Source organism: Streptomyces sp. NPDC031365 (assembly GCF_055569765.1).
The window spans coordinates 20,925-47,299 of the sequence record NZ_JBVIIM010000032.1; the positions used below are offsets into that span (position 1 = coordinate 20,925).

21 protein-coding genes and 1 riboswitch are annotated in these 26,375 nt (G+C 72.7%); of the genes, 6 read left to right on the forward strand and 15 right to left on the reverse strand.

Features of this window, described 5'->3' with window-relative positions:
• Positions 1–6 precede the first annotated feature (6 nt).
• Positions 7–137: riboswitch (FMN riboswitch) on the reverse strand.
• Between the two features lie 222 nt (positions 138–359).
• Both ACZ5C2_RS32450 and ACZ5C2_RS32455 read left to right on the forward strand, forming a co-directional pair.
• Positions 360–2,687 carry a chitinase C-terminal domain-containing protein gene (locus ACZ5C2_RS32450; protein WP_468799372.1) on the forward strand — a complete coding sequence of 776 codons (2,328 nt, stop codon included), beginning with the start codon at positions 360–362 and terminating at the stop codon, positions 2,685–2,687.
• A 216-nt stretch (positions 2,688–2,903) separates the two neighbouring features.
• A complete protein-coding gene (locus tag ACZ5C2_RS32455; RefSeq protein ID WP_468799374.1) occupies positions 2,904–3,662 on the forward strand; it encodes an SDR family oxidoreductase in 759 nt (252 codons plus the stop codon).
• Positions 3,663–3,959: 297 nt separating this feature from the next.
• Here ACZ5C2_RS32455 and ACZ5C2_RS32460 read toward each other — a convergent pair whose 3' ends face one another.
• Positions 3,960–5,138 carry an ROK family transcriptional regulator gene (locus tag ACZ5C2_RS32460; protein WP_468799376.1) on the reverse strand — a complete coding sequence of 393 codons (1,179 nt, stop codon included), beginning with the start codon at positions 5,136–5,138 and terminating at the stop codon, positions 3,960–3,962.
• Between the two features lie 151 nt (positions 5,139–5,289).
• Here ACZ5C2_RS32460 and ACZ5C2_RS32465 point away from each other — a divergent pair, with 151 nt between their 5' ends.
• The gene (locus ACZ5C2_RS32465) at positions 5,290–6,495 is read left to right on the forward strand and encodes an MFS transporter (RefSeq protein WP_468799378.1); all 1,206 of its coding nucleotides are present in this window, start codon (positions 5,290–5,292) and stop codon (positions 6,493–6,495) included.
• Here ACZ5C2_RS32465 and ACZ5C2_RS32470 read toward each other — a convergent pair.
• Positions 6,455–6,913, reverse strand: coding sequence for an acyl-CoA thioesterase (locus ACZ5C2_RS32470; protein WP_468799380.1), 459 nt, complete (start codon positions 6,911–6,913; stop codon positions 6,455–6,457). The genes ACZ5C2_RS32465 and ACZ5C2_RS32470 overlap by 41 nt on opposite strands.
• Before the next feature lie 175 nt (positions 6,914–7,088).
• Between ACZ5C2_RS32470 and ACZ5C2_RS32475 the strand changes: the two genes are divergently transcribed.
• The gene (locus tag ACZ5C2_RS32475) at positions 7,089–8,492 is read left to right on the forward strand and encodes a uracil-xanthine permease family protein (protein ID WP_468799382.1); all 1,404 of its coding nucleotides are present in this window, start codon (positions 7,089–7,091) and stop codon (positions 8,490–8,492) included.
• On the opposite strand, the gene ACZ5C2_RS32480 is transcribed toward ACZ5C2_RS32475, so the two are convergent.
• Positions 8,474–9,592, reverse strand: coding sequence for a glycoside hydrolase family 6 protein (locus ACZ5C2_RS32480; RefSeq protein WP_468799478.1), 1,119 nt, complete (start codon positions 9,590–9,592; stop codon positions 8,474–8,476). The two genes, ACZ5C2_RS32475 and ACZ5C2_RS32480, sit on opposite strands and share 19 nt — an antisense overlap.
• Before the next feature lie 175 nt (positions 9,593–9,767).
• On the opposite strand from ACZ5C2_RS32480, the gene ACZ5C2_RS32485 reads away from it, so the two are divergent.
• Positions 9,768–10,454: a DUF5995 family protein gene (locus ACZ5C2_RS32485; RefSeq protein ID WP_468799384.1), complete on the forward strand. Its 687-nt coding sequence runs from the start codon at positions 9,768–9,770 to the stop codon at positions 10,452–10,454.
• Positions 10,455–10,496: 42 nt separating this feature from the next.
• On the opposite strand, the gene ACZ5C2_RS32490 is transcribed toward ACZ5C2_RS32485, so the two are convergent.
• The 11 genes from ACZ5C2_RS32490 to fmt all read right to left on the reverse strand — a co-directional run bounded on the left by ACZ5C2_RS32490 (position 10,497) and on the right by fmt (position 22,839).
• Complete coding sequence (locus tag ACZ5C2_RS32490; protein WP_468799386.1) at positions 10,497–12,209, reverse strand: flavin monoamine oxidase family protein; 1,713 nt, start codon at positions 12,207–12,209, stop codon at positions 10,497–10,499.
• 53 nt (positions 12,210–12,262) lie between these two features.
• Positions 12,263–13,051 carry a carbon-nitrogen hydrolase family protein gene (locus tag ACZ5C2_RS32495; protein ID WP_468799388.1) on the reverse strand — a complete coding sequence of 263 codons (789 nt, stop codon included), beginning with the start codon at positions 13,049–13,051 and terminating at the stop codon, positions 12,263–12,265.
• Positions 13,052–13,646: 595 nt separating this feature from the next.
• On the reverse strand, positions 13,647–14,846 hold the full coding sequence (locus ACZ5C2_RS32500) for an MFS transporter (protein WP_468799390.1): 1,200 nt from the start codon (positions 14,844–14,846) through the stop codon (positions 13,647–13,649).
• A gap of 275 nt (positions 14,847–15,121) precedes the next feature.
• Positions 15,122–15,574: an Lrp/AsnC family transcriptional regulator gene (locus ACZ5C2_RS32505; protein ID WP_468799392.1), complete on the reverse strand. Its 453-nt coding sequence runs from the start codon at positions 15,572–15,574 to the stop codon at positions 15,122–15,124.
• 330 nt (positions 15,575–15,904) lie between these two features.
• Positions 15,905–17,347 (reverse strand): GuaB1 family IMP dehydrogenase-related protein, encoded by a 1,443-nt coding sequence (locus ACZ5C2_RS32510; RefSeq protein WP_468799480.1) that lies wholly within the window; start codon positions 17,345–17,347, stop codon positions 15,905–15,907.
• A gap of 107 nt (positions 17,348–17,454) precedes the next feature.
• Complete coding sequence (locus tag ACZ5C2_RS32515) at positions 17,455–17,808, reverse strand: barstar family protein (RefSeq protein WP_468799394.1); 354 nt, start codon at positions 17,806–17,808, stop codon at positions 17,455–17,457.
• Positions 17,805–18,200, reverse strand: coding sequence for a guanyl-specific ribonuclease (locus ACZ5C2_RS32520; protein ID WP_468799396.1), 396 nt, complete (start codon positions 18,198–18,200; stop codon positions 17,805–17,807). Before ACZ5C2_RS32520 ends, ACZ5C2_RS32515 begins: the two co-directional genes overlap by 4 nt.
• Before the next feature lie 40 nt (positions 18,201–18,240).
• On the reverse strand, positions 18,241–19,284 hold the full coding sequence (locus ACZ5C2_RS32525) for a sugar-binding transcriptional regulator (RefSeq protein ID WP_468799398.1): 1,044 nt from the start codon (positions 19,282–19,284) through the stop codon (positions 18,241–18,243).
• Positions 19,285–19,362: 78 nt separating this feature from the next.
• Positions 19,363–20,049 carry a ribulose-phosphate 3-epimerase gene (gene rpe, locus ACZ5C2_RS32530; protein WP_468799400.1) on the reverse strand — a complete coding sequence of 229 codons (687 nt, stop codon included), beginning with the start codon at positions 20,047–20,049 and terminating at the stop codon, positions 19,363–19,365.
• A gap of 373 nt (positions 20,050–20,422) precedes the next feature.
• Positions 20,423–21,841, reverse strand: coding sequence for an RsmB/NOP family class I SAM-dependent RNA methyltransferase (locus tag ACZ5C2_RS32535; protein ID WP_468799402.1), 1,419 nt, complete (start codon positions 21,839–21,841; stop codon positions 20,423–20,425).
• A 65-nt stretch (positions 21,842–21,906) separates the two neighbouring features.
• Positions 21,907–22,839, reverse strand: a complete 933-nt coding sequence (gene fmt, locus ACZ5C2_RS32540; protein ID WP_468799482.1) for a methionyl-tRNA formyltransferase — start codon at positions 22,837–22,839, stop codon at positions 21,907–21,909.
• Between the two features lie 343 nt (positions 22,840–23,182).
• Here fmt and ACZ5C2_RS32545 point away from each other — a divergent pair, with 343 nt between their 5' ends.
• Entirely contained in the window at positions 23,183–23,758 is a 576-nt protein-coding gene (locus ACZ5C2_RS32545; protein WP_468799404.1) for a hypothetical protein, read from the forward strand.
• A gap of 90 nt (positions 23,759–23,848) precedes the next feature.
• Here ACZ5C2_RS32545 and ACZ5C2_RS32550 read toward each other — a convergent pair whose 3' ends face one another.
• Positions 23,849–25,996 (reverse strand): primosomal protein N', encoded by a 2,148-nt coding sequence (locus tag ACZ5C2_RS32550; protein ID WP_468799406.1) that lies wholly within the window; start codon positions 25,994–25,996, stop codon positions 23,849–23,851.
• Between the last annotated feature and the right edge of the window lie 379 nt (positions 25,997–26,375).

Sequence of the window (26,375 nt, forward strand, 5' to 3'; positions counted from 1 at the left end):
CGCCCGCCGCGCACTGCCTCCCATCCGGACTTTAACCGTCGGTCCAGGAATTTCACCTGGTCAACCGGCCGCTGGAAGCGACCGGGTCGCGGACTGTAACCGCCGGTTCGGACTTTCACCGACCCCGGAGTGCGCTGCTACTGGTACAGGGCCAGTTTGCCACGACCGGAGACCCTCCATGCGGGCGAGGTGTGTGGAGTGGCTCACAGGCGGTGACATCGGGGCCGCCGGGCTTCACACCCCGGGCAACTCCCCCCGCACCAGCGCACCTTGACCGAGCCGCGATTGGTCCATACCTATTGACGCTGTGGTCTAGTCCTCTTAGGGTCCGAGCCAACTTCCGTGGAGAGGAACCCACTGTGCCGTCCCCCTCACGCCCCGGGGCGAGACCCGCGCTGCTCGCCTGTGCCGCCGCCATCGCGGGGCTGCTGCTCACAACCCTGCCCGCCACCGTCTCGCACGCCGCCGACCAGGAGTCCTGCCGTCCCGACGGCCTGTACAGCACACCGGGTGTCGACGTCCCGTACTGCTCGGTCTACGACTCGGCAGGCCGGGAGAAGATGGGCGCCGACCACCAGCGCCGGGTGATCGGCTACTTCACCGGCTGGCGCACCGGCAAGGACGGAAAGCCCGCCTACCTCGCGTCCGACATCCCGTGGGACAGGATCACCCACATCAACTACGCGTTCGCGCACGTCGACAAGGGCAACAAGCTCTCCGTGGGTGCGGACGGCGGCACCAACCCGGCGACCGGGATGACCTGGCCGGGCGTCCCCGGCGCGGAGATGGACCCGGGCCTGCCCTATCAGGGGCACTTCAACCAGCTCACCAAGTTCAAGAAGCAGCACCCCGACGTCAAGACACTGATCTCGGTGGGTGGTTGGGCGGAGACCGGTGGCTACTTCGACGAGAGCGGCGCCCGGGTGGACTCCGGCGGCTTCTACTCGATGGCCACCAACGCCGACGGCTCGGTCAACCAGTCCGGCATTGACACGTTCGCCGATTCGGCCGTCGACTTCATCCGGACCTACGGCTTCAACGGCGTCGACATCGACTACGAGTACCCGACGACGATGAAGGATGCCGGCAACCCGCTCGACTGGACCTTCGCCAATGCCCGACGTGCCGGGCTGGTCAAGGGCTACGCGGCGCTGATGAAGACACTGCGCGAGAAGCTGGACCGCGCGGGCGCGGCCGACGGCAGGCACTACATGCTGACGGTGGCGGCCCCTTCGTCGGGCTATCTGCTGCGCGGCATGGAGACCTTCCAGGTCCAGAAGTACCTGGACTACGTCAACATCATGTCGTACGACCTGCACGGCGCCTGGAACGAGTACGTCGGTCCGAACGCCTCCCTCTTCGACGACGGCAAGGATGCCGAGCTGGCCGCCGCGGGCGTCTACACGACGTCGCAGTACGGCGGGACCGGTTACCTCAACACCGACTGGGCGTACCACTACTTCCGTGGCTCGATGCCGGCCGGCCGGATCAACATCGGGCTGCCGTACTACACGCGCGGGTTCAAGAACGTCACCGGCGGCACGGACGGCCTCTGGGGCAGGGCTCCCTCGTCCGACTGCCCGGCAGGCTCCGGGCTGACCAAGTGCGGTGACGGCGCGACCGGAATCGACAATCTCTGGCACGACCTGGACACGGACGGCGCGGAGTCCCCGGCGGGCTCCAACCCGATGTGGCACGCCAAGAACCTGGAGAAGGGTGTCGTCGGGGACTACGTCACGGACTACGGCTTCCCGGCCGACACGCGGCTGACCGGCACCTACGCCCGCAAGTACGACTCCACGCTGGTCGCGCCCTGGCTGTGGAACGCCGAGAAGAGGGTGTTCCTGTCCACCGAGGACGAGCAGTCGGTGAAGGCCAAGGCCGACTACGTCGTCGACCGCGGTATCGGCGGCACGATGGTGTGGGAGCTGGCCGGCGACTACGACTGGAACGCGGCCGCGGGGCAGTACGAGCCGGGCTCCACGCTGACGACGGCGATGTACGAGAAGTTCAAGTCGGCCTCCCCGTACGGCGCGACGCGCGCGACGACCGAGACGCCGTCCGAGGCACTGGACATCGGCGTCGACTTCGGGCAGTTTCCGCTCGGCGACTCCAACTACCCCATCAGCCCCAAGCTGAAGATCACCAACAACACGTCGACGGCTCTGCCCGGCGGCACGGAGTTCCGGTTCGACTACGCCACCTCGGCTCCCGGCAACGCCAAGGACCAGTCCGGGTGGGGGACGACGGTGATCCGCTCCGACCACACGGGCAGCAACGCGGGCGGTCTCGACGGTGACTACCACCGGGTGTCGCTGAAGCTGCCGGCCTGGCAGTCGCTGGCTCCGGGCGCGTCGGCGGAGCTGGACTTCGTGTACCACCTGCCGGTGTCCACGCCGTCGAACTGGACGGTGACGTTCGGCGGGAAGACGTACGCCCTGGCCGGGGACCTGGCGCGCGGGACCACGGTCGTGGACCCGGGTGAGGGCACCCCGACCGACCCGACGACACCGCCCGGCGAGGGCGGCGACTGCGCGGAGCCGGCCTGGGACGCGGCGACCGCGTACGGCGGGAGCAGCGTGGTGTCCCACGCGGGGCGCCTCTGGAAGGCGCAGTGGTGGACGCGGGGAGAGGAGCCCGGTACCACCGGCGAATGGGGAGTGTGGCGGGACCAGGGAGCCTGCTGACCCCCACGAGGAACCGGCCCGGCGGTGGTGACGACGGCCCTTGCCCACCGCCGGGCCTCACCATGCGCGGATGCGCGCGGCGGGTGACCCGGCGAAGCTGGAGGGCGTACGGCGTCGGCCGGCACGCGTGATGTCACATCCGACGTGGCTGATCCGTCCCTGGTCGACGAAGGGCGCTCCGTCGGGGAGCGCCGGTGTCCGAAGGGGCTGAACAGCATGACCACGATCCTGGTGACCGGCGGTACCGGAACCCTCGGCCGGCATCTCACCGAGCGGCTGCGGGCGGACGGGCACGAGGTGCGGGTGCTCAGCCGGCACGCGCAGCCGTACGCCGTCGATCTGCGCGAAGGCGGAAGCGGGCTGGACGCGGCCGTCACGGGCGTGGACACGGTGGTGCACTGCGCGACGTCACCGCGCGGTGGCGACGAGAAGGCCGCGCGGAACCTCGTCGCCGCGGCGCGGCGGGCCGGGGTGGGGCATCTCGTCTACATCTCGATCGTCGGCGTCGACCGCGTGCCGTACGGCTACTACAGGTCCAAGCTGGCGGTGGAGCGGCTGGTCGAGGACTCGGGGATCGGCTGGACGGTGCTGCGCGCCACCCAGTTCCACGATCTGGTCCTCACTGTGCTCCAGGGTCTGGCGAAGCTGCCGGTCGTGCTGCTGCCGGCCCGGGTGAAGGACCAGCCGGTCGATGTCACGGAGGTCGCGGACCGTCTGGCCGAGCTGGCCCAGGGTGCACCGGCGGGCCGCGTCGACGACATGGGCGGCCCGGAGGTCCGGACGTTCGACTCCCTGGCCCGGGCGTATCTGAAGGCCACGGGCCGGCGCCGCGCGGTGGTGAAGGTCCCGCTGCGCGGCGCGGCGTACCGGGCCTTTCGCGAGGGACTTCATCTCGCTCCGGAGCATGCGGTCGGCAAGGAGACGTTCGACGAGTTCCTGGCGAAGCGGGCGGGAGCGGGTGTCGTGCGCCGGTGAGGAGGGCGGCGCCCCCGGCTGTCCCCGCCGGTCCGGTGCCCCTGGCCGCCTGACCGCCGGCCGGTCCCTGGAACCCGGGCAGCGGCGCCGTCGAGGCCGGCGGGGCCGGGTCCACCGCTTGCGGGTGGCCGTGCGCGGGTGGACCGGTGGGTCGTGCGACCCGGTGCTTGCGGGGTCCCGCCGCGTTGCGCCGGGCGGGGTGCGCGGCGCGGCCCGGTGCTTGCGGAGTGCCGTCGCGCCCAGCCGTGCCGCCCCAGCGGCACGACCGCCCGCGGCCGGTGGCGGCCGGGGCGTACGTCAGTGCCCCGGTGTACCGAACAGTTCGTTCTGGGCGTGGTCGCGGGCCGTCAGGAGGGCTCCGCGCAGCACCGCGCCGCCGCCCAGGGCGCCGGGGCGCACGTCGGCGGGCAGCGGCGACATCGTGGCCAGACGGTCCCGCACCCGCGCGGCGAGGGCCTCGCCGCCCGCCTGCCCGACCTCGCCGCCCAGGACCACGCACCCGGGGTCCAGCAGCGCGACCACCGACGCGACGCCCACCGCGATCCGGTCGGCCAGGGTGTCGAGGAAGGGGGCCCCGGCGGACGCGGCGAGCGCCGCGCGTACCGCACCGGCCGCCTCGGGGTCTGTCCCGGCCTCCGCCGCCATGCCGTACTCCCGCGCCAGTTCCGCGACCGCCGCCGCCCCCACCAGCGAGTGGAAGCCGCCCTCGCAGTCGGTGGCCGACGGCAGGCCGCGGGTGCCCGGGACCGGGAGGAAGCCGATCTCGCCCGTGCCTCCGGAGGCGCCCCTGCGCAGGGTGCCGTCGAGGATCACGGCCGCGCCGGTGCCGTGGCCGAGCCACAGCAGGACGAAGGTGTCCCGGTCGCGGGCCGCCCCGTCGCGCTGCTCGGCGAGCGCGGCGAGGTTGGTCTCGTTCTCGACGCTGACGCGGGCCTCGGGAAACCGTTCCTGAAGTGCGGCGACCAGGCGGCGGTGCCACTCGGGCAGGCCGGTGGAGTCGCGCAGTTCGCCGCTCGCGGGATCGATCAGCCCGGGCGCGCCGATCCCCACGGTGTGCAGCCGGTCGGCGCCCGCCTCCTTCGCCGTCCGTTCGACCAGGGCGACGGCCTGGTCCACCGCCGGCCCCGTGCCGACGTCGCCGGTGATGGGCAGGGAGGCCTCGGCCAGGACCTCGCCGACGAGGTCGGAGACGACCACGGTGACGCCCTCGGTGCGGACGTCCAGCGCGGCCAGGTGTGCCCGGCCCGCGACAATGCCGTAGAGCTTGGCGTTGGGTCCGCGCCGCTGCTCGCCCGCCTCTCCCGCCACCGCGATGAGGCCGGCCGCGGTGAGACGTTCGACGAGATCGGCGACGGTGGGCCGGGACAGACCGGTCATCTGCTTCAACTGCCCGGCTGTCAGCGGGCCCTCCTGCTGGAGCAGGCGCAGGGCGAGCCGGTCGTTGATGGCTCTGGCGGTGCTGGGGGATGCGGCCATGCCGGGATCCTTCCAGATCGTCGGGACCGGTCGGCGCGGGGACCGGCAGCGAAACGAGCGAGGGCGGACTCACCACCACTTATCTTTCAGGCAGGGTTCCTGATAGTTTACTCCGGCGCTTGAAGCAACGGACCACGGGAGGGGCGGGTTGATGAGTGCAGTGGTGTACACACAGCGCGAGGTGAGACGGGCGCGGTACGCCGTGGGGGCCGTGTTCACCGTGCACGGCGCCGTGACCGGCTCGTTCGCCACCCGTGTCCCGTGGATCCAGGACCACGCCGGCGTGAGCGCCGGGCAGTTGGGCCTCGCGCTTGCCTTCCCCGCGCTCGGCGCGTCCGTCGCGATGCCGCTGGCGGGCAGCATCAGCCACCGCTTCGGGGCCCGGAACGCGCTGCGCGGACTGATCGCGCTGTGGACCCTCGCGCTGATCCTGCCGTCGGTCGCCCCCGGCCTGCTCACCCTCTGTCTGGCCCTGTTCGTCTACGGCGCCACGGCGGGCATGTCGGATGTGGCGATGAACGCGCTGGGTGTGGAGGTGGAGAACCGTCTCAACAAGTCGATCATGTCGGGACTGCACGGGATGTGGAGCGCCGGCGCCCTGATCGGTTCGGCGGCCGGCACGCTCGCCGCCCACCTCGGCACGGACGCCCGGCTGCACCACGCGCTCGCGGCGGCCGTGCTGACGGTGGCGGGTGTCACGGCCTGCGCCCGGGTGCTCGATCTGCAGCCCGCCGAGGACGAGGAGCCGCCCCCGCGGTTCGCGCTGCCGCCCCGCTCCGCGCTGCTCATCGGCGCGATCGGTTTCTGCGCGGTGTTCGCGGAGGGCGCGAGCCTGGACTGGTCGGCGGTCTATCTGCGCGACCAGCTGGGCTCCTCGGCGGGTCTGGCCGCGGCCTGCACCACCGGTTTCACGCTCACCATGGCGATCGCCCGGATAGCCGGGGACCGTGTGGTGGACCGCTACGGCGCCGTGCGCACGGTCCGCGCGAGCGGTGTGGTCGCCGTGCTCGGCGCACTGATGATCGTCCTCGCCGAGCACCCCGCGACGGCGATGGGCGGGTTCGCGCTGATGGGGCTCGGCATCGCGGTGGTCGTGCCGCTGTGCTTCGCCGCGGCGGGCCGCAGTGGGGCCAATCCGAGCCTCGCCATCGCGGGCGTGGCGACCATCACCTACACCTCGGGGCTGATCGCTCCGAGCGCCATCGGACTGCTGGCCCAGGCGACCAGCCTGATGGTGTCGTTCGTCCTGGTGACGGTGCTGTCGTGTGGCATCGCGGGGTTCGCGAGCGTCCTGCGCGCGGGAGACCGCAGGAAGGTCACGCGTCCGGACGCAGCAGTTCCCGAGCCGCGCCCCTGAACGTCTCGCTCCAGGGCGCCGGGCGCAGTGTCCTGGCGTCCAGCCGCACCAGCACCCGGGTGCCCCGGGCGTAGGTCACCGCCCCGTCCTCCGAGCAGAAGCGGAAGCCGTAGGTGAGCCCGGTGGTGCCGAGCCGGTCCAGCCAGAGGTGCACGGCGTAGGTGCCCGGCCGGGTCACCGGGGCGTCGTAGGTGACGCGCAGTTCCCTGACCGCGTTGCAGGCGTCGCCCGCCGCGGCCCAGTCGCCCTCGAAGCGGACGCCGTTGTCGTGCCACAGCTCGGTCCAGGCCCGCTCCACCAGGAGCGGGTACCGGGCGTTGTGCAGCAGCCCCAGCGCGTCGAGGTCGTCGAAGTGAACGGTCACGGGGATCAGCCGGCCGCAGGAGAGTGCGGGGGCGAGCGTTGCTTGGGCGGTCACGGGTGGGGCTCCTGGGACGTACGGGTGAGTGCCGCTCTCCGTCGAACAGCGGCGCACCCTCATACTAAGCAGACGCTCAGCCGAACCCGTCGCTCCCGGTCAGCTGTACGGAGCACTCCTGACCAGCCCTCACAATGGTCCGGACACGCTGGCCGAACGACGAAAGCGACAGCTCATGGATCTCGGCGTCCGCTGGACACTGCACGGCGACGGACGCACCCCGGCCCCGGGCGCGGTGGTCCGCCCCGACGAACGGCTCTCGTGGCCCCGCACCGCGGGCCTGGGGGCCCAGCACGTCGTGGCGATGTTCGGGGCGTCCTTCGTCGCTCCGGTGCTCATGGGTCTCGACCCCAACCTGGCGATCATGATGTCGGGTGTCGCGACGATCGTCTTCCTGCTGGCGACCCGCGGACGGGTGCCCAGTTACCTCGGCTGTTCGCTCTCCTTCGTCGGCGTCGCCGCGGTCATCCGGGCCCAGGGCGGGTCCAGCGCCACCGTCACCGGCGCGGTGTTCGTGGTCGGGGCCGCGCTGTTCCTGGTGGGTCTCGCGGTGCGGCGCTTCGGTGCGCGGATCATCCACGCGGCGATGCCGCCGATCGTGACCGGCGCGGTGGTGATGCTGATCGGCTTCAACCTGGCACCGGTGACCGCTTCCACCTACTGGCCGCAGGACCAGTGGACCGCCCTGTTCGTGATGCTGTTCACCGGTCTGGCCGTGGTCTGTCTGCGCGGCTTCTGGTCCCGGATCGCGATCTTCCTGGGGCTGATCTTCGGGTACGTCCTGTCCTGGGCCCTCGACCGGGTCTTCGGACAGATCCACTCGGCGGACGCGAGCGGCAAGGTCACCGACCACTGGCGTCTGGACCTGTCCGCCGTCGGCCAGGCGGACTGGATAGGCCTGCCGGCCCTGCACGGCCCCTCCTTCGAGTGGTCGGCGATCCTGGTCGCCCTGCCGGTGGTCATCGCGCTGATCGCCGAGAACGCGGGGCACGTCAAGGCGGTCGGCGAGATGACCGGGGACAACCTCGACGACAAGCTCGGCACGGCCATCTCCGCCGACGGCGTCGGCTCCATGCTGTCCACCGCCGTCGGCGGCCCGCCGAACACCACCTACTCCGAGAACATCGGCGTCATGGCCGCGACCCGGGTCTACTCCACGGCCGCGTACTGGGCCGCCGCCGGTTTCGCCCTGCTGTTCGGTCTCTGCCCGAAGTTCGGCGCGGTCGTGGCGGCCGTCCCTGGCGGGGTGCTCGGCGGGATCACCGTGATCCTCTACGGCATGATCGGCCTGCTCGGTGCCCAGATCTGGATCAACGCCAAGGTGGATCTGCGCAATCCGCTGAACCTCGTACCGGCCGCGGCCGGCATCATCATCGGCGTCGGCAACGTCTCGATGCAGTTCACCGACACCTTCTCGCTGAGCGGTATCGCACTCGGCACACTGGTGGTCATCACCGGCTACCACGCGCTGCGCGCCTTCGCGCCCGCCCACCTCAAGACGCAGGAGCCGCTGCTCGACGAGGGCACGTCCTCCTACGACACGGGCGGCGCCGAGGGGGATCAGCGCGCCAAGTCGTAGGCGTACGACGGGGTGAAGGTGCCCGGCGCTCCCTCGCAGCCGTCCGACTCACCGGGGAGCTTCACCCACAGATAGCCGTGGATCCCGGCCTCGCCGGTGCTGAGCGTCGGGGTCCGGCCCAGCTTGCGGCCGGCGGGGTCGCACCACTCGCCGTCCCCCGGGGCGCCGTTGCCGTTGCGGCTGGTGTCGATGACGGCACCGAGGCCCGACGGGCCGCCGAGGGCGTCGAGCACGGCACGGTCGTAGGCGGTCTCGTCGGCCGTGCTGTGAAAGTTGGAGACGTTGCTGAAGACGCCGTCCGAGGAGGCGGCCGAGGCGGCTCCGGCCTGCCGCAGCCAGCCGGCCTGCTGGGCGGGCGCGTTCCAGCCGGAGTGCCCGGCGTCGAAGTAGACGCGGGCCCGGGGGTTGGCCTCCTTGAGTACCCGTCCCGCGCGGGCCAGCGAGGCGAAGCGGTCGGCGCGTTGTCCCGCGGTGAGGCATGCGGCCTGGGCGACCGAGTCGGGTTCCAGTATCACGATGACTTCACCCCTGCCGAGACCTGCGGCGAAGCGGTCGATCCAGGCGTCGTAGGCACCCGGACCGGGGGCTCCGCCCTGGGAGTGCCCGCCACAGTCGCGGCCGGGAATCGTGTACGGCACCAGGACCGGCGTCCGGCCCTGCGCGGCGCCGCCGGACGCCACCGCGCGTACCCGGGACGTGATCGAGTCCGGGGAGTAGTCGGCGAACCACACGGCCGCGGGCTGGTCGGCTATCCGGGACTCGATGACCGCGCGGCGCGGGTCGTCGGGGTTGGCCCGCACCCAGTCCAGGACCCGGCTCTCGGAATGGCGGTACAGACGGGTGGGCAGCGGGGTGGTCTGCCGCTTCTTCCCGGTCCGGGACGCGGACGGTTTCGGGCTCGCCTTCTTCTTCGGACTGGCCTTGGGCGACGGGGACTTGGTCACCGACGGGGAGGGTGACGGCACGGCGGGCAGCGGTTCCAGGCGCGGGGCGGCGGACACTTCGGGCCGGGCCTCGTCCGCACCGCGTCCATCGCCGACCGCGGAGATCATGCCGGTGGCGGTGCCGACCGCGACCACGACGGACGCCACCGCGACCATCGTTCCGCGCCGGGCGGCACGGCGGCGCTCGGCTCTGAGCGCGGACAGGCGCTGGGTACGCGGGCCTGACACAGTACTGCTCCCCCCCTCCCCCGCGGCGGAAGCGTTCCCCCGTTCCGGGGAAGCGTCGGGCCCGCCGCCACTGGCGCCACCCTAAAGGTGCAACTCTGCGCTCATGGCGCAATGCGAACAAGTCCTCACCCCCGTGGACGGGGTCATCTCCCGGATGCGCGCCCTCGACGCGGTCCTGCCCGCCCGGGACGGGGTCGCGGTCTTCAACCGTGTCTACCTCGCCGTGACCGAGGCCGTGGACCGGCGCATCGACGCCGGCCGGTTCACGGACACCACGGCGGCGATCGCGCTGGACGTGCGGTTCGCGGAGCGCTATCTGGCCGCGGTCGACGCGGTGTCCGAGGAGCGGCTGCCACCGGCCTGCTGGCGTCCGCTGTTCGCGTTCCGCCGCCATCCGGGGGTACGCCCGCTGCAGTTCGCCCTGGCGGGCATCAACGCGCACATCGGTCACGATCTCGCGCTGTCCGTCGTGGACACCTGTCGTACGCTGGCCTGCCAGCCTGTCGACCTGGAGGACGAGTTCGACCGGGTGGGCGAGCTCCTGCTCTCGCTGGAGGAACGCATCCGCGAGGAGCTGACACCGGGCCCCGACCTGCTGCGGATCGCCGATCCGCTGACCCATCTGCTCGGCGCCTGGAGCCTGGAACGCGCCCGGGACGCCGCCTGGACGGCGGCCCGCGCCCTGTGGGCGCTGCGCGGGCTGCCCGACGTCGCCGGGGAGTTCACCCAGCGGCTGGACACGGCGGTGGGCTTCGCCGGGCGCATGCTCCTCACCCCGCTGTCCGACTGATCCGGCCGTTCCCGGCCGCGGGCCGCGGAGATCCGGGCGGGCTCAGTCCTCGGGGAGTTCGACGGGTGCGATCTCGTCGTAGACGTCGCCGGGGCCCGGGTTGGTCGGGTCGGTCTCGCCGCCGAAGTGGTGCATGACGCCCCAGACCGCGTTCAGCGCGGTCTGGACGGCGCCCTCGGCCCAGCCGGCCGTCCAGGAGATGTCGTCACCGGCGAGGAAGATGCCCCGCTTGTCCGCCGGCAGCTCCTCCTGCATGAAGTGGGTGAACAGGCGCCGCTGGTAACGGTAGTGGCCGGGGAGGTTGGCCTTGAACGCGCCCATGAAGTAGGGCTCGTTCTCCCACGAGACGGTCACCGGGTTGCCGATGATGTGCTTCCTGATGTCGACCTTGGGATAAATCTCGCCGAGCGACTTGAGCATGACCTCCATCCGCTCGTGCGCGGACAGCGGCAGCCACTTCAGACTGTCGTCGCACCAGGTGTAGGAGAGGCAGATGACGGCGGGTCTGTCGGGACCGTCGTCGAGCAGATAGGTGCCGCGGGTCATGCGGTCGGTGAGCGTCATCGACATGACGTCGCGGCCCGTCGGGTTCCCCCTGTCGTCGACGGCCTCGTCCAGCCAGAACGGCCGGTCGACGGGCACGAAGAGCTTGGAGCTCTCCATGTAATGGGTGCGCTCGATCGCGGTCCAGTGGTCGATGGGGAAGAGCGCGTCGTCGCAGGCGATCTTGGAGAGCAGCATCCAGGACTGGGCGGTGAAGAGCGCCGCCCGGTAGGTGCGGATGTCGCCTTCGGCGTCCGTCACCGTGATGTGGTTGCCGGTGGTGCGGCCCATCCGGGTCACCGCCGGGCGCGGCTCGCCGTCCACGTGGAGGGTCTTCAGGGAGGTGCCGTAGGGCCAGTGGACGATCTTCTCCGGCTCGCGTTCCCAGAGCCTGAGCGGGAGTTGCTGGGAACCGCCGACGATGCCGCGGTGGTGGTCGTCGGCCTCGGTGTAGACGACCCGGAGGATCTCCAGGATGGAGTTGGGGAAGTCGGTGTCCCAGCCGCCGGTGCCGAAGCCGACCTGGCCGAAGATCTCGCGGTGCCGGAAGGACCTGAATGCCTCGGATGCGCAGAGGAAGCCGTAGAAGGTCTGGTTGTCGAGCTTCTCGACCAGCTTCGCCCAGATCTCGCGGATGCGCGGGACGTCCCGCTCGCGCAGGGCACGGTTCATGTCGGAGAAGTCGGCGCCCTCTTCGAGGCACCTGGCCCAGGCGTCGGCGACGTCACGGTAGACCTGGGGCAGGTCGTCGAGGGTCTCGGCGTAGTGTGACTCGCCCTTGAGGTCGACGACGGTCGAGGGCGTCACCTCGGCGAGGGGGTTGGGGAAGGGCCGGGTGGTCAGGCCCACCAGGTCGATGTAGTGCTGCAGCGCCGTGGAGGACGGCGGGAAGCGCATCGCACCCATCTCGGCGGTCAGCGACGCGTCGCAGCCGTCGAACCCCACGGTCCGCAGCCGCCCGCCGATCCGGTCGGCCTCGTAGACGACCGGCTTGAGGCCCATCTTCATCAGTTCGTAGGCGGCGACGATGCCGGAGAGGCCCCCGCCGATGACCGCGACCTCGGTGCCGTGCTCGGTCGCCGGTATCTGCCCGAGGCCCGCCGGGTGGGCGAGGAAGTCGTCGTACGCGTACGGGAAGTCCGGGCCGAACATGGTGATCGGCGGCTGCTGCTCGTCGGCGTGCTCGACGGCGTTGGGCACCGTGGACGTCATGGGGTACGGACTCCTTGCGGGGGGGGTGGAACAGGGAGTGGAGCAGGGGAGGTTCAGACGAGGGACCCGTAGAGGCCGGGGCGGCGGCCCCGCAGATACGGGTTGTTCTCGCGGGAGGCGGCGAGGAGGACGGGATCGGCGTCGCCGAGGACGAGTTCCTCCGTGCGGCCGGCCCGGGCGCGGACGACTCCGTCGGGGGCGGCCAGCGCGGACAGGCCCACGAACTCCAGCTCGCCCTCCTGGCCGACCCGGTTGACGTACGCGATGTACATCTGGTTCTCGAAGGCCCGCACCGGTACGACGGACTCGGCGACGAACTGGAACGGGTGCATCTGGGCCGTGGGCACCACAAGGAGGTCGGTACCGGCCAGCGCGTGGGCGCGCACGGTCTCCGGGAACTCGACGTCGTAGCAGATCATCAGGCCGATGGTGAGACCGTCGAGCTCGGCCTGGACGACGGTCCGCTCCCCGGCGGTGAACTGGTCCTGCTCGAAGCAGCCGTAGAGGTGGGTCTTGCGGTAGTTCGCGAGGCGGCCACCGCCGGCGGAGACGAGCTGGACGGAGTTGTACACCGTGTCGCCGTCGCGTTCGGGGTAGCCGTAGGCGACGGCGAGGCCGTACCGGCCTGCGGTCTCGGCGATCGCGTCGGCCGCGTCGCCGTCGGCGGGTTCGGCGAGCCGGCCGATGTCGTCGCCGATCGCGTACCCGGTCAGGAACAGCTCCGAGGTGACGAGCAGCCCGGCGCCCGCAGCCGCGGCGCGGCGGGCCGCCTCGTCGAGGACCTTGAGGTTCTCGGCGACGTTTCCGGGCTGTCCGGAGCTCTGGAGCAGGGCGGTGCGCATGCGTGTTCCTCACCGGTACGCGGGGGGTTTCGGGGGCCAGAAAGAAGGTACGGTCGGCCGGCTCGGGCGGACAAGCGGGAGCCGTTGCGCGCCGGTGAGCGGTTCGTTGCGTGTGGAAGGGTGCGTGCGGCGATTCGTTGCGCGCGTGTCGTCGGAGGGCCGGGGCGGACCGCAAGTCACGGGCCGGCGGGGTGTTCCCGCCCTGCGGCGGGACACCGACCCTGCCACGTCCGCGTGCCCGTGGCAGCCCTCCCGGGCGCCGAACCGCGCCGCGGGGGTGCCCTGCGACCGGGACGCGGCACGGCACGTGCAGCCCACGCCCGTACGGCCGGCGAACACGGCAGCGGGAGCAGCATCGCCGCCGCACCGGACGCCACGACGGCGGCGCCCGCGCCGGTACCGGTCATCTGGGAGAGCACCGCTCGCATGGGAGAGCACCGCTCGCATGGGGAGGCGGCAGTCTCACTCGCAGGGGAGAGCGGCAGCCACACAGGAGAGCGCCGCTCACCTTCGAGAGTGGCAGCCACATACAAGAGCGCTGTCCTCATTCGAGAGCACCGGCCGCGGGAGCCTGCGATTCCGACCGGTACGGGCGTCACGGCCGTGCCTTGGCGGACCGGGCCCGCCCTCCGACGAGCAGCAACGCCGTCGCCACATAGGGCACCGCGAGGACGGCGAAGGCCGTGCTGTGCGCGCTGCCGGAGGCGATCAGCGCGTAGGCGCCGAAGACGGCGACCGTCGCCAGCTCCGTGCCCAGTCCCGCGACCGAGGTCAGGGTGGCGCGCCCGGAGCCCTCGATACGCCGCTGGAGCCGGGCGTCGGCCAGCACGGTCGCCGCCTGGAAGCCGCCGAAGGCGAGGGCGACCAGGATCAACCCCCAGGGGGTTCCGTCCGCGGCGCCGAGGGCCAGGGCGAGACCGGCGCCGGCCAGCAGGGCGGCGAGACCACCCGTGCCGAGTCGCTCGCCCTCCCCCGCCAGCAGGCTTCCGGCCGTGGCGCCGGCCCAGACCAGCAGGAGCAGGAAGGGCACCGCCCCGTCCGCGACACCGGTCCCCCGGACCAGCAGCGGCGTGTACTCGTCCAGGGCGCCCCAGACAGCGCTCACGGCCGGGACGAGCAGCAGCGCCCCGCGGACCGTCCGGTCGGCTCGGGCCTCGGCGAGTCCGGCACGCAGGGTTCCGGTCCAGGTCTCGTGCCCGTCGGCAGGCGTGCGGTGTTCGGGGAACCGGAGTGCCGTGGCGGCCGTCAGCAGACAGACCAGGACGCTGGCGGCGCCGACCGCGGTGTGACCACCCCAGGAGAGCACGGGTCCGGCGAGTCCCATCGCCGCCATCACGGCGACCAGTCCGGCGGCCCTGGCCCGGCCCATGATCCGGGCATAGCGGTCCGTCGCGTCGAGCCGTTCCAACTCCTCATAGACCAGCGCCTCCAGCGCGCCGGATGCGAGCGCTCCCCCGGCGCCCCAGAGCACGAAGCCGAGGGCGAAGGCGCCGTACGACGGGAGCAGCACCCACAGGGCGAATCCGGTGGCGGTCAACAGGGGGCCGAGCCACAGCAGCAGCCGGCGCGAGACGGCGTCGGCCCACGCACCGGACGGCACCTCCAGGAGCACGCCGGTGACCGACCAGAGGGCGAACAGGGAGGAGATCTGCCAGACGGACAGGCCGGTGTCGCTGAACAGCAGCGCGTACACCGGGTACAGCAGGATGAAGTCTTCGAGGAACGAGTAGCCGTACAGCGTGGTCGTCAGCCGTCGCACGCGGACGTCGGAGGCACGCGTGGGCGTGAGAGTCATGAGGCCTTCCCGGAGGGGCGGTTCGGACACCGAACGTGGAGGACGTACGGCGCCCGAGGCGGGCCTCGGGAGGCTCGGCTGGTGGATCAATGTCGCCAGGTCATGACACCCATACTAGTCCGGCCGCGGCGGCTCCTGCCGGGCATTTCCCCGGGCTGCGCCGCTCACCGCTCCCGGGCGGGGAGCGGCTGCAGCACGACGTCGCCGCTGCGCTCGACGCGGCCGGAGGCTTTCGCCGTCGAGGGTGGAGTCAGCGTACGCCGGTACGAGCCTCCCTACGTGGGCGATCCCGACGAGAACCGCCGCAGCAGCGGGGACAGCACCAGCACGGACCTGGTCCGCTCGACGAACGGCTCACCCGCGATGCGTTCGAGGACCCGTTCGAAGTGGCGCATGTCGGAGGCGAAGACCTGGGCGACCGCGTCGGCGTCGCCGGTGACGGTGGAGGCGGCCACGACCTCCTGGTAGCGCTCCAGGCCCCGCTGGATGGTCTCCGGTGAGGTGTTGCTGCGGCAGTAGATCTCGACGAACCCCTCCGTCTCCCAGCCGAGGGCGGCGGGGTCCACACGTACGGTGAATCCGGTGATGGCCCCGGTGGCGCGCAGCCGGTCCACCCGCCGTTTCACAGCGGGCGCGGACAGGCCGACCAGCTGGCCGATGTCCGCGTAGGAGCGGCGGGCGTCCTCGGCGAGGGCGTGCACGATGCGTTCGTCGAGATCGTTCAGCACTGCGGGTGGTTCACTTCGCTTCTGATGTGTCCGGTGCGGCGAGCCGGGAGCGGCGGTAGCCGTAAGGAAGTAGAACACGAGCCCGACGGCCATCCGGACACCGAGGACCGCCCACGTGGCCGTGGACAGGCTGCCCGTCATCCACAGGCGAACAGGGTGCCGATGCTGGAGGCGTCGGCGAGCCGGCCGAGCGGATGGCGGCGGCCAGCACACCGCAGAAGAGGGAGCCGAGCACCAGCGCAAGATCATTGCGTTCCTCGGGGTGCGGCGGGTGTTCGTTGCGCAGGCGTTGCGGGCCGTTGCGCACCCGACCCGCTCCTGAGGGGTCCGTCAGTTCCAGCTGGCGTGCAGCGGCTTGCCCTCGGCGTAACCGGCGGCGCTCTGGATGCCGACGACGGCCTTCTCGGCGAACTCCTCCAGCGAGCCGGCGCCGGCGTAGGTGCAGGACGAGCGGACGCCCGCGATGATCGAGTCGATCAGGTCCTCGACTCCGGGGGAGACGGAGTCCAGGAACATGCGGGAGGTGGAGATGCCCTCCTCGAACAGCGCCTTGCGGGCACGGTCGTAGGCGGACTCCTCGGAGGTGCGGTTGCGTACGGCACGCGCGGAGGCCATGCCGAAGGACTCCTTGTAGGGGCGGCCGTTCGCGTCGTGCTGGAGGTCGCCCGGGGACTCGTAGGTTCCGGCGAACCAGGAGCCGATCATGACGTTGGACGCGCCGGCCGCGAGAGCCATCGCCACGTCCCGCGGGTGGCGGACACCTCCGTCGGCCCACACGTGCTTGCCGTACTTCTTCGCCTCTGCCGCGCATTCCAGGACGGCGGAGAACTGGGGCCGGCCGACGCCGGTCATCATGCGGGTGGTGCACATGGCGCCGGGCCCGACGCCGACCTTGACGACGTCTGCGCCCGCCTCGATCAGATCGCGGACGCCCTCGGCGGAGACGATGTTGCCCGCGACGACCGGCACCTGGGGGTCGAGACCGCGCACCAGCCGGACGGCACTGATCATCGACTCCTGGTGGCCGTGCGCCGTGTCGATGACGAGCGTGTCCACGCCCGCCTCCAGCAGCTGCTCGGCCTTGCCCGCCACATTGCCGTTGATACCGACGGCGGCGGCGATACGGAGCCTGCCCCGGGCGTCGGTGGCCGGGGTGTAGAGAGTGGCGCGCAGGGCGCCCTTGCGGGTGAGGATGCCCGCGAGGCGGCCGTCCTTGTCCACGGCGGGCGCGTAGCGGCGGTTGGCGGTGTCGAGGGTGTTGAAGGCCTCGCGCGGGTCCATGTCGGCGTCGATGAGGAGCAGGTCCTTGGACATGACCTCTTCGAGCTGGGTGAAACGGTCCACACCGGACAGGTCGGTGTCGGTGACCACGCCGACCGGCCGGTGTCCGTCGTCGACGACGACGCCCGCGTTGTGCGCGCGCTTGGGCAGCAGGGCCAGCGCGTCGGCGACCGTCTGGTGCGGGGCCAGCACGATCGGCGTGTCCAGTACCAGGTGGCGACCCTTCACCCAGGAGACGACCTCGGTCACGACCTCGATCGGGATGTCCTGCGGTATGACCACGAGTCCGCCGCGCCGGGCCACGGTCTCGGCCATGCGGCGTCCGGCGATGGCGGTCATGTTGGCGACGACGAGCGGGATGGTGGTTCCCGTGCCGTCCGGGGAGCTGAGGTCCACGCCCTGCCGCGAGCCGACCGCGGAGCGGCTCGGTACCATGAAGACGTCGTCGTACGTCAGGTCGTACGCGGGCTGGATGTCGTTGAGGAAACGCACGTGCTGCACATCCCAGTCGATCAGAGGTGGCCCCCCGACAGGTCAGCCAGGGGGAAGAGCACGTACTTCATTGTCCCATGCCGACCCGGGCGCCTTCCCCGGTCGGATCATCCAGCCTGGTCAGAGCCCTGTCCGGAGGATCCTCCAAGGGCGAGTGCCACGATGAGGGAGACGGTCCGGTCCGCCGCCTCGGCGAACACGTCCTGGGCGGTCGCCCACTCCTCGGGGCGCGCGGCCGCGTACGCCCGCCAGCCGCGCACGACGATGAGCAGCCCGCGCTCCACGGCGCCCTCGGGCCACAGCGTGGGATCGGCGAGGGAGTCCACCAGGGCATCCCAGTTGCGGCCGAACCAGTCGGGCAGTTCCAGGGCTCGGGCGCAGTGCTCCATCAGGCCCGCCTTGTCGGTGACCCCGTCGAGGTCGAGTGCGACCACGAGCCGGTCGCTGAGTTCGGGTGTCATCTCAGGACCGCCGTGAACGATGCGTAGTGGTCGTCGGTGTAGTACGTCTCGCCCTCCCCGCCGGTGACGATGCGCTGCGCGCCGCGGCCGGTCGATCCGGGGGTCCGCACGGTGTACTCGAGGTAGTAGCCGTGTTCCCGCTGGGGCAGCAACCCTTCGAAGTTGCCGAAGACGGCGCCGTCCTCTTCGTACGGGAAGGGCCCTCCCGTGTCGACGAGGTCGAGGGTGCGCTGTGCCTCGGCGGGAAGATCGGCCTCCTGGACGGTGGGCATGCCCTCGGCCCACGCGGGCACCCCGCCGTCGTCGCCGGCGGACGAGCAGCCGACCAGCAGGACGAGCAGGACGAGCAGGCAGGCCAGGAGACGCGGGAGCAGGGCCCGTCTCAGCACCATGCGGCCGATGCTGCCAGGCCCGCTCCCGCGTCACCCGCTGTCAGGGGCCATCCGGGTCCGCGCGGTTGAGGGCGGACCGCGGGGTCGGTCCCGCCGTCATCAGATAGTCCGCGGCCGACGTGTCCGTCACCAGGCTGGTGACCAGACCGGAGCGCAGTACGGCGTCGATCGCGGGGCCCTTGCGCTGTCCGCCCGCGATCGCGACGACCTCGGGGACCCGGCGCAGCTGGTCCGTCTTGACCGTGATGCACCGCTCCCCAAGGTCCCGGCCCACCCGGCGTCCCTCGGCGTCGAAGAGGTGGGCGGACATCTCCGCGGCGACCCCGAGGGAGGCGTAGTGTGCCCGCTCCTCGTCGCTGAGCATGTCGTGCACCGTCGAGATGCCCGGTTCCCAGGAACCGATGGAGACACAGGCGACGGTGACCTTGTCGAAGTACTCGAAGGCCCGCGCGATCCCGGTCTGGTGGCGCAGCGCCTGAGCGGTGGCCGCGTCCGGCAGCAGCATCGGCGCGTAGATGGGGTGGGCGTCGCCCCCGGACACCTGCGCGGCGCGCCGCACGGCCTCCACGGAGCCGCGCTCGGCGGTCCCGGCGTCGTACACGCCCGTCAGCTGCACGACCGTGCAGGGCGGCAGCCGGTCCAGCGCCGCCGCCATGTGGATGGTGGAACGGCCCCAGGCCAGCCCCAGCACATCCCCTTCGTTGACCAGCTCGCCGAGCAGGTCGGCGGCCACCTCTCCCAGGTTCTCGGGGTCGGGTGTCTCCTCGGACTCGGGTGGGGACTCGACCACGACGGCGTGCCTGAGGCCGTAGCGGGCGCGGAGCGCGTCGGAGCGCTCGGCGTCCAGCTCGGCCGGCACGCGGATCTCGATCCGCACGAGATCCCGTTCGAGGGCCGTCTCCAGGACCCGGGCCACCTTGAAGCGGCTGACGCCGAACTCCTCGGCGATCTGGATCTTGGATTTCCCCTCGAGGTAGAAGCGGCGGGCCATGGCCGCCGCCTGCACCAGCTCAGCGGGTCCCATCCGCATGGCTGACCGGCCCGCCGACATACCCGACACGGCGATCTCCTCACTGCTGTTCACACTCTGGACTCGCCGTTCATCCTTGCAGATCCGGCGCGGTCGATCAGCCCCGCTGGGCGCCGTTCATGTTCCTGACGCTCAGTGGTCGCATGCCCACGATGCCTTCGCCGTCGCGGCCTCCGCCTGGTTGCGCAATGCACGTACCGCTTCGGCCGGGTCCGACGCCCCGTACACGGCGGAACCCGCGACGAAGACATCGGCGCCGGCTTCCGCGCACCGCTCGATGGTGGACTCCGATACTCCGCCGTCGACCTGGAGCCAGAGCTCCAGACCGTGCCTGCTGATCAGCTCACGGGTACGGCGGATCTTCGGAAGCATGATGTCGAGGAACGCCTGCCCACCGAAGCCGGGCTCAACCGTCATGATCAGCAGCATGTCGAGCTCGGGGAGCAGGTCCTCGTACGGCTCGATGGGGGTCGCCGGCCTCAGCGCCATGGAGGCGCGGGCACCCTTGGCGCGGATCTCCCGGGCGAGCCGCACCGGCGCGGCGGCGGCCTCGACGTGGAAGGTGACCGACCCGGCGCCCGCCTCCACGTACTGCGGCGCCCACCGGTCGGGGGCCTCGATCATCAGATGGCAGTCCAGCGGGGTGTCCGTCGCACGGGCCAGCGACTCCACGACCGGCACGCCGAGCGTGAGGTTGGGGACGAAGTGGTTGTCCATGACGTCGACATGGAGCCAGTCGGCTCCCTCGACCGCCTTCGCCTCGTCCGCGAGGCGGGCGAAGTCGGCGGACAGGATGCTGGGGTTGATCTGCGGGGCCATGGACCAAGACTGCCATGCCTTACGAGGGTTGCCCGCACCGGTACCGGTCCGGAAACCGGTGCTCGCCGCCTGCGGCCGGGCCTGGCCGCCCGCCTCACGGCCGGCCGATACTCCACGACGTCGCGGCCCGACCCTCCCGGGGCGCCCTCGCGTCCTGCACCGGGCACGTGGCCGAGAGCCTCACCCGTCAGCCCCGAACCGGAAACAGGAGACGAGCACGGGCGGCGGGGACCCACGACGCCGGCCCGTAACCGGGCACACCGGGAGGGCACGGGCGGCAGGACCCGCGCGGGGCGAGCCGGGTCCGTCAGTTCCTGGCCGGTGGCGCGAGGCCCACGGCATCGTGACCCGGGACGGCGAGGACGGGCGGGGATCAGCCGGTGCGGCGGATGAGGGCCAGGTACATCGCGTCGGTCCCGTGCAGATGCGGCCACAACTGTACGTCGGGGCCCTCTCCCAGGTCCGGTACACCGGGCAGCAGCGGCCGGGCGTCGATCGGCTCGGCGTCCGGGAACTGCTTGAGGAGGTCGGCGACCACGGCCCGGGTCTCGGCGAGATGCGGCGAGCAGGTGGCGTAGCCGACGACACCGCCGACACGTACGGATTCCAGGGCGGTGCGCAGCAACCCGCGCTGGAGGGGCGCGAAGCCGTCCAGGTCCTCCGGACGGCGCCGCCAGCGCGCCTCGGGGCGGCGGCGCAGGGCGCCCAGCCCGGTGCACGGTACGTCGACCAGCACCCGGTCGAAGCTTCCGGGCCGCCACGGCGGGCGCGTCCCGTCGGCGGCGATCACCTGGTAGGGCCCGGGGTTCCCGGCAAGTGTCCTGGCCACCAGTCCGGCCCGGTGCGGCTGCTTCTCGGCGGCGAGCAGCACGGCTCCGCGCTCCGCGGCGAGCGCCCCGAGCAGTGCGGCCTTGCCGCCGGGGCCGGCGCATGCGTCCAGCCACATCCGGTCACGGCCCTCGACGGGCGCGCCCGCCAGGGCGAGCGCCACGAGCTGGCTGCCCTCGTCCTGGACACCGGCCCGGCCCTCGGCCACGGCCGGGATGGCGCCCGGTTCCCCGCCCTCGGCCAGCCGCACCGCGTGGGGCGACCAGCGGCCGGGCACGGCGGCCTCCTCGTCGAGCAGTTCGGTGGTCGTCGCCCTCCCGGGGCGGGCGACCAGGGTCACCTCGGGCCGCTCGTTGTCGGCCCGCAGCAGGTCCTCGATCCCGGCACGTCCGCCCCCGAGGGAGTCCCACAGCGCGGAGACCACCCAGCGGGGGTGCGAGTGCACCACGGCGAGGTGGTCCTCGGGGTCCTCGTCGTAGGGCGGGGCGACCCGCTCCAGCCAGCCGTCGAGATCGTCCTGCGCGATCTTGCGCAGCACGGCGTTGACGAACTTGGCCCGCCCGTCGCCGAGCACCACCCGGGCCAGTTCGACGGAGGCGGACACCGCGGCGTGCGTCGGGATCCGGGTCCCGAGCAGCTGGTGCGCGCCGAGGCTCAGCACGTCCAGCACCGGCGGGTCCACCTCGCGCAGCGGCCGGTCGACACAGGCCGCGACGACCGCGTCGTACGTGCCCTGCCGGCGCAGGGTGCCGTAGACCAGCTCGGTGGCGAGGGCGGCGTCGCGGGCGTCGAAGTCGCCCTCCTCGCGCGCCCTGCGCAGTAGCGGGGGCAGGACGAGGTTGGCGTACGCGTCCCGCTCGTCCACGGCCCGCAGGGCCTCGAAGGCGAGAACGCGGACGGGGTCCTTCCTGGGCCGGCGGTAGGGCTTGGCGGGCTTGCGGGGCCGACGGGGCTGGTCGCTCACGAAAAGGTGCTCCGGGTGTGGGGTGAGGTGCGCGGTCCAGCCTACGTCGTACGGGTCGCGGGGCGTCAGGCGCCGACGGTCTCCCCCGCGGTGATCCGCACCCCGCGCGCCCAGTCCGCCGCCCGCATCGGCTTCTTGCCCTGGGCCTGCACCCACAACAGCTCGACGGCGTACGAGGCGGTGCCCACGTACACGTTGTTCTTGCCGACGGACAGCTGCCCGGGCGCGAGATCGGTCAGGTCCGGTACGGGGCCGGCCTGCACGATCTTCAGCCGCTCGCCCCGGAAGGTGGTCCAGGCCCCGGGCGCGGGGGTACAGCCGCGCACCACGCGGTCGACGCGCAGCGCCGGGGTGTTCCAGTCGACGCGGGCGTCCTCGACGGTGACCTTCGGGGCGAGGCTGATGCCGTCGGCGGGCTGCGGTACGGCCTTCAGGGTGCCGTCCTCGATGCCGTCCATGGTGGCGGCGAGCAGGCCGGCACCGGCGAAGGCGAGCCGGGTGAGCAGGTCGCCGCTGGTGTCGGTGGGGCGGATCTCCTCGGTGACGGTGCCGTAGACCGGCCCGGAGTCCAGGCCCTCCTCGATGAGGAAGGTGGCGGCGCCGGTGATCTCGTCGCCGGCCATGATGGCGTGCTGCACGGGCGCGGCACCGCGCCAGGCGGGGAGCAGGGAGAAGTGCAGGTTGACCCAGCCCCGGGCGGGGATGTCGAGGGCTGCCCCGGGAAGGAGGGCTCCGTAGGCGACGACGGGGCAGCAGTCCGGCGCGATCTCCTTGAGCCGCTCGAGGAACCCGGGGTCCCTGGGCCTGCCCGGCTTCAGCACCTCGATCCCGGCCTCTTCGGCGCGCTCGGCGACAGGAGAGGCGATCAGCCTGCGTCCCCGGCCGGCGGGAGCGTCGGGCCGTGTGACGACGGCGGCCACCTCGTGCCGCCCGGAGGCGAGAAGAGCGTCCAGGGCGGGAACGGCGACCTCGGGGGTGCCGGCGAAGACGAGCTTCATGGAGTGCTTGGGCCTCTCGGGCAGGGTCGGCTGGGGGCGGCGCACCAGTCTATGACCCGGCGCCGACGGCACCCGCCGGGGACAGCCACCGGGGACAGCCATAGACGGCGGGCAACCCCCCGCGGCAAGACGCCACCTCTCGGCCCACGGGAAACGGGCGGTGCGCGGGTGGGAGAACATCCGGGGCCGAAGGCCGAGGCGCACCCCCGAGGGGGCGTACGCATATGCCGCCACGCCCTCTCCCCGTGACCAGCGGAGCGCCCAGGCGTTGGTCAAGAGAGAGTTGACCAACGGGCCCGTAAGTGGGCTCATTCCTTTCAACGCCGGTTCGAGAGGCTTGTTCATGGCCGACCACGCAACCCACGACGCCCAGGCTCGGGCCAGCCTGCACTTGCTGGTGCGGGACATCGAGCGGGTCCGGCGGCAGGTGGACGCACTGCGCACGCTCACCGCCCAGCTGGGCAACGTCTACCGTCCGCGCCGCTCCGGCCCCTCCACGGGCTTCGTCGTGTACGGACGCGCCCCCGCCCCGACGGTCCGTCTCGCCCAGGAGCTGCGGGACAGTGTCGAGACCCTGGTCACGGCGGCCGTGGACTTCGACCGCTCACTGGGCTTCTCGTGGGACGCGGTGGGCTCCGCGCTCGGAGTCACCAAGCAGGCGGTGCACCGCCGTTACGGCGCCCGCCGTGCGGCCGCCCAGGCTCCGGCCGCCACCGCCACCGCCACCGCCACCGCCACCGCCGAGGCTGAGCGAACACCGGAGTCGTCGGGCACCCGCACGGTCAATGTGGGCGCCGGCGTCTCCCCGGTGCCGACGGTCCCCGCGGCCCGCTCCATGCCGACCCAGCCCACGGCCGGCAGCCCGTCCCTCCGCGAAGAACCACGCCCGACGATCTTCCCCACCCCGCGCAACGGCTGAGCCGCCCCTCCCCCGCCCTCCCGGACGCACCGCCCCCGGGAGGGCGCGGCGCGTCCGCCAGGACGGACACGCACGGTCGGTGAGGTCCGCTCAGCCGATGTCCAGCGGGTCGACGCGCAGCCACACGGGGTCGTTTCCTCCCCGGGCCGTCCGTGCCGCCTGGGCGGCCTTCAGCGCTGCTGCCAGTGCGGCGCCATGGCCGGGCGGCACCCGGATCAGTGCCCGGTCCCAGTGCTCCCCGGGCGGGGGCGCGCCCGGGCGCCGTGACCGGTCGGCGGCCGTGACCGGCAGGGGCACCGGGCCAAGGATCTCCGCGCTGGCCGGCAGCTCCACCGCGCGGAGGAACTCGGCAACCGTCCCGCCCGGTCCCGAGACCGCCGCCATCCGCGACACCGGCGGGAAGCCCAGCTCGCCCCGCTCGGCCAGCTCCCGCACCGCGTGTCCGACCGGGTCCCACCGGACCAGCGCCTGCACCGGCCGCAGCGTCGGCTCGGCGACCACCACCACCGTGCCGCCCGCCGGCTGCGGACGGACCAGCGCCGCCGCGCCGATCCAGCGGCGCAACGCGTCCTCACCGGACCGCAGATCGGGCCGGCCCAGCATGGCCCATCCGTCCAGCAGCAGCGCCGCCGCGTAGCCGCCCTCGGCCACCGGTTCCGCCCCGGGCGTGCTCACCACCAACGCGGGCGCCCCGGGCACCGTGTCCAGTACGTGCTCGCGCCCCGAGGTCCGCACCGGGACCGCGGGAAAGGCCCGGCCCAGCTCCTCGGCGGTCCGCCGCGCCCCCACCACCTGCGCCCGCAGCCGGAACCCGCCGCACTCCGGGCAGTGCCAGCCGCCCTCCTCGCGCCCGCACCATCCGCACCGCAGATCGTCGGCTCCCTGTGCCTCGAGCGGTCCCGAACAGTGCCGGCACCGCGCCGGAGCCCGGCAGCCGGCGCACGCCATCCGCGGCACGTACCCCCGCCGGGGGACCTGGACGAGCACCGGTCCGTGCCGCAGTCCCTCCCTGACGGCCTGCCAGGCGAGCGTCGGCAGCCGCGCCGCGCGGGCGGCCTCGTCCCGGGCGAGATCCTGGTCGCCCACGGTCCGCACCAGGGGCGCGACGGTCCGTACCCGCTCCCTCGTGGCGGCCAGCGGCCGGGCCCAGCCGGTGTCCACCAGCTGGGCGGCCTCCACCGTGCAGCTCCAGCTGCCCAGCAGGAAGCCGCACTTGTCCTGCGCCGCCCTCAGCAGCAGCACCTCACGGGCATGGGGCTGCGGGGCGTGCTGTTCGCTGTGGTTGTCGTCGCCGTCCTCCCAGACGGCGAGCAGTCCGAGGTCCCGCACGGGCGCGAACATCGCCGCCCGCGTGCCGATCACGGCCCGTACGGATCCGCGCCGCACCGCGAGCCACTGCGCGTACCGCTTCTCCGGCCCGGCGTCGGCGGTGAGGACCGCGTGCCGCCCCTTCCCCAGCAGTGCGGTGAGCGCCGCGTCGGCACGGGCCACGGCCCGCCCGTCCGGCAGGACGGCCAGCGCGCCGCGCCCGGAGGCCAGGGTCGCCACGACGGCCCGGGCCAGTTCCTCACTCCACTGCGGGCCGGGCAGGGCGTTCCACACGGCCCGGGGGGCGCCGCCTGAGGCCAGTGACTCCAGGAAGGCGGGCCCCTGCTCGTACCGCTCCCAGGAGCCGGGTACGGGCGTCGGGGGCGGGGGCAGCGGTGCGGGCGAGGGGCGCCGCTCGGCCCGGGCATTGCGCGGCGGCACGGCGAGCTGGAGGACGTCGGCGAGGCTGCCCGCGTACCGGTCGGCCACCGCGCGGGCGAGCGCCAGCAGTTCTTCGTCGAGCACCGGCTCGGGTGAGACGACCTGGGCCAGCGCCGCCAGGGGCCCCGAGTAGTCGGATGCGGCGAGCCGCTCGACGAGGAACCCGTCGATCAGTCCGCCGCCCTCGCGCCGGCCCTCGCGCACCCGGTGCCGTCCGGCGCCGAAGCGCACCCGCACCCGCACTCCGGGCTGCGCGTCGGCGTCCAGTTCCTCGGGCACGGCGTAGTCGAAGTAGCGGTCGAGATGGAGCACGCCCTTGTCGACGAGGACGCGGGCGACGGGCAGGTCCTTGGCGAGGGCGGCGCCCCGCCAGGTGCGCGGTTTGGCCCGGGGAGCCCTGGCCTTGCGCACGCTCTCCCGGATGAGCGCGAGCTGCTCGGGCGGCGTGCCCTCCGCGCCGCCGTCCTGCTGTCCGTTCTCGCTGCTCACGCCTGCATTCTTACCAAACGCCACTGACACCGGCGCCGGGCCGGGGACGGGACCCGGGTACGGACGGACGCCCGAAGATGCGTCCGCCTCGGTCCGCTCGGCCGCAGCGGTCCCGCACCGGCGGCAGGATGCGGACCCGCGGGGATCGGCACCCGGTCGGATCCGTGCCTACGCACCGGCCGTGTACACCGCCGCGCCGGGAGCACAGAGCCCGCCGGTACGGCGTGCACCCGCAATGTACGGCCTGTCGTACGCGTCGTGGGGGGGGGGGGGGGGGGGGGGGGGGGGGGGGGGGGGGGGGGGGGGGGGGGGGGGGGGGGGGGGGGGGGGGGGGGGTGGGGGGGGGGGGGGGGGGGGGGGGGGGGGGGGGGTTGTTTTT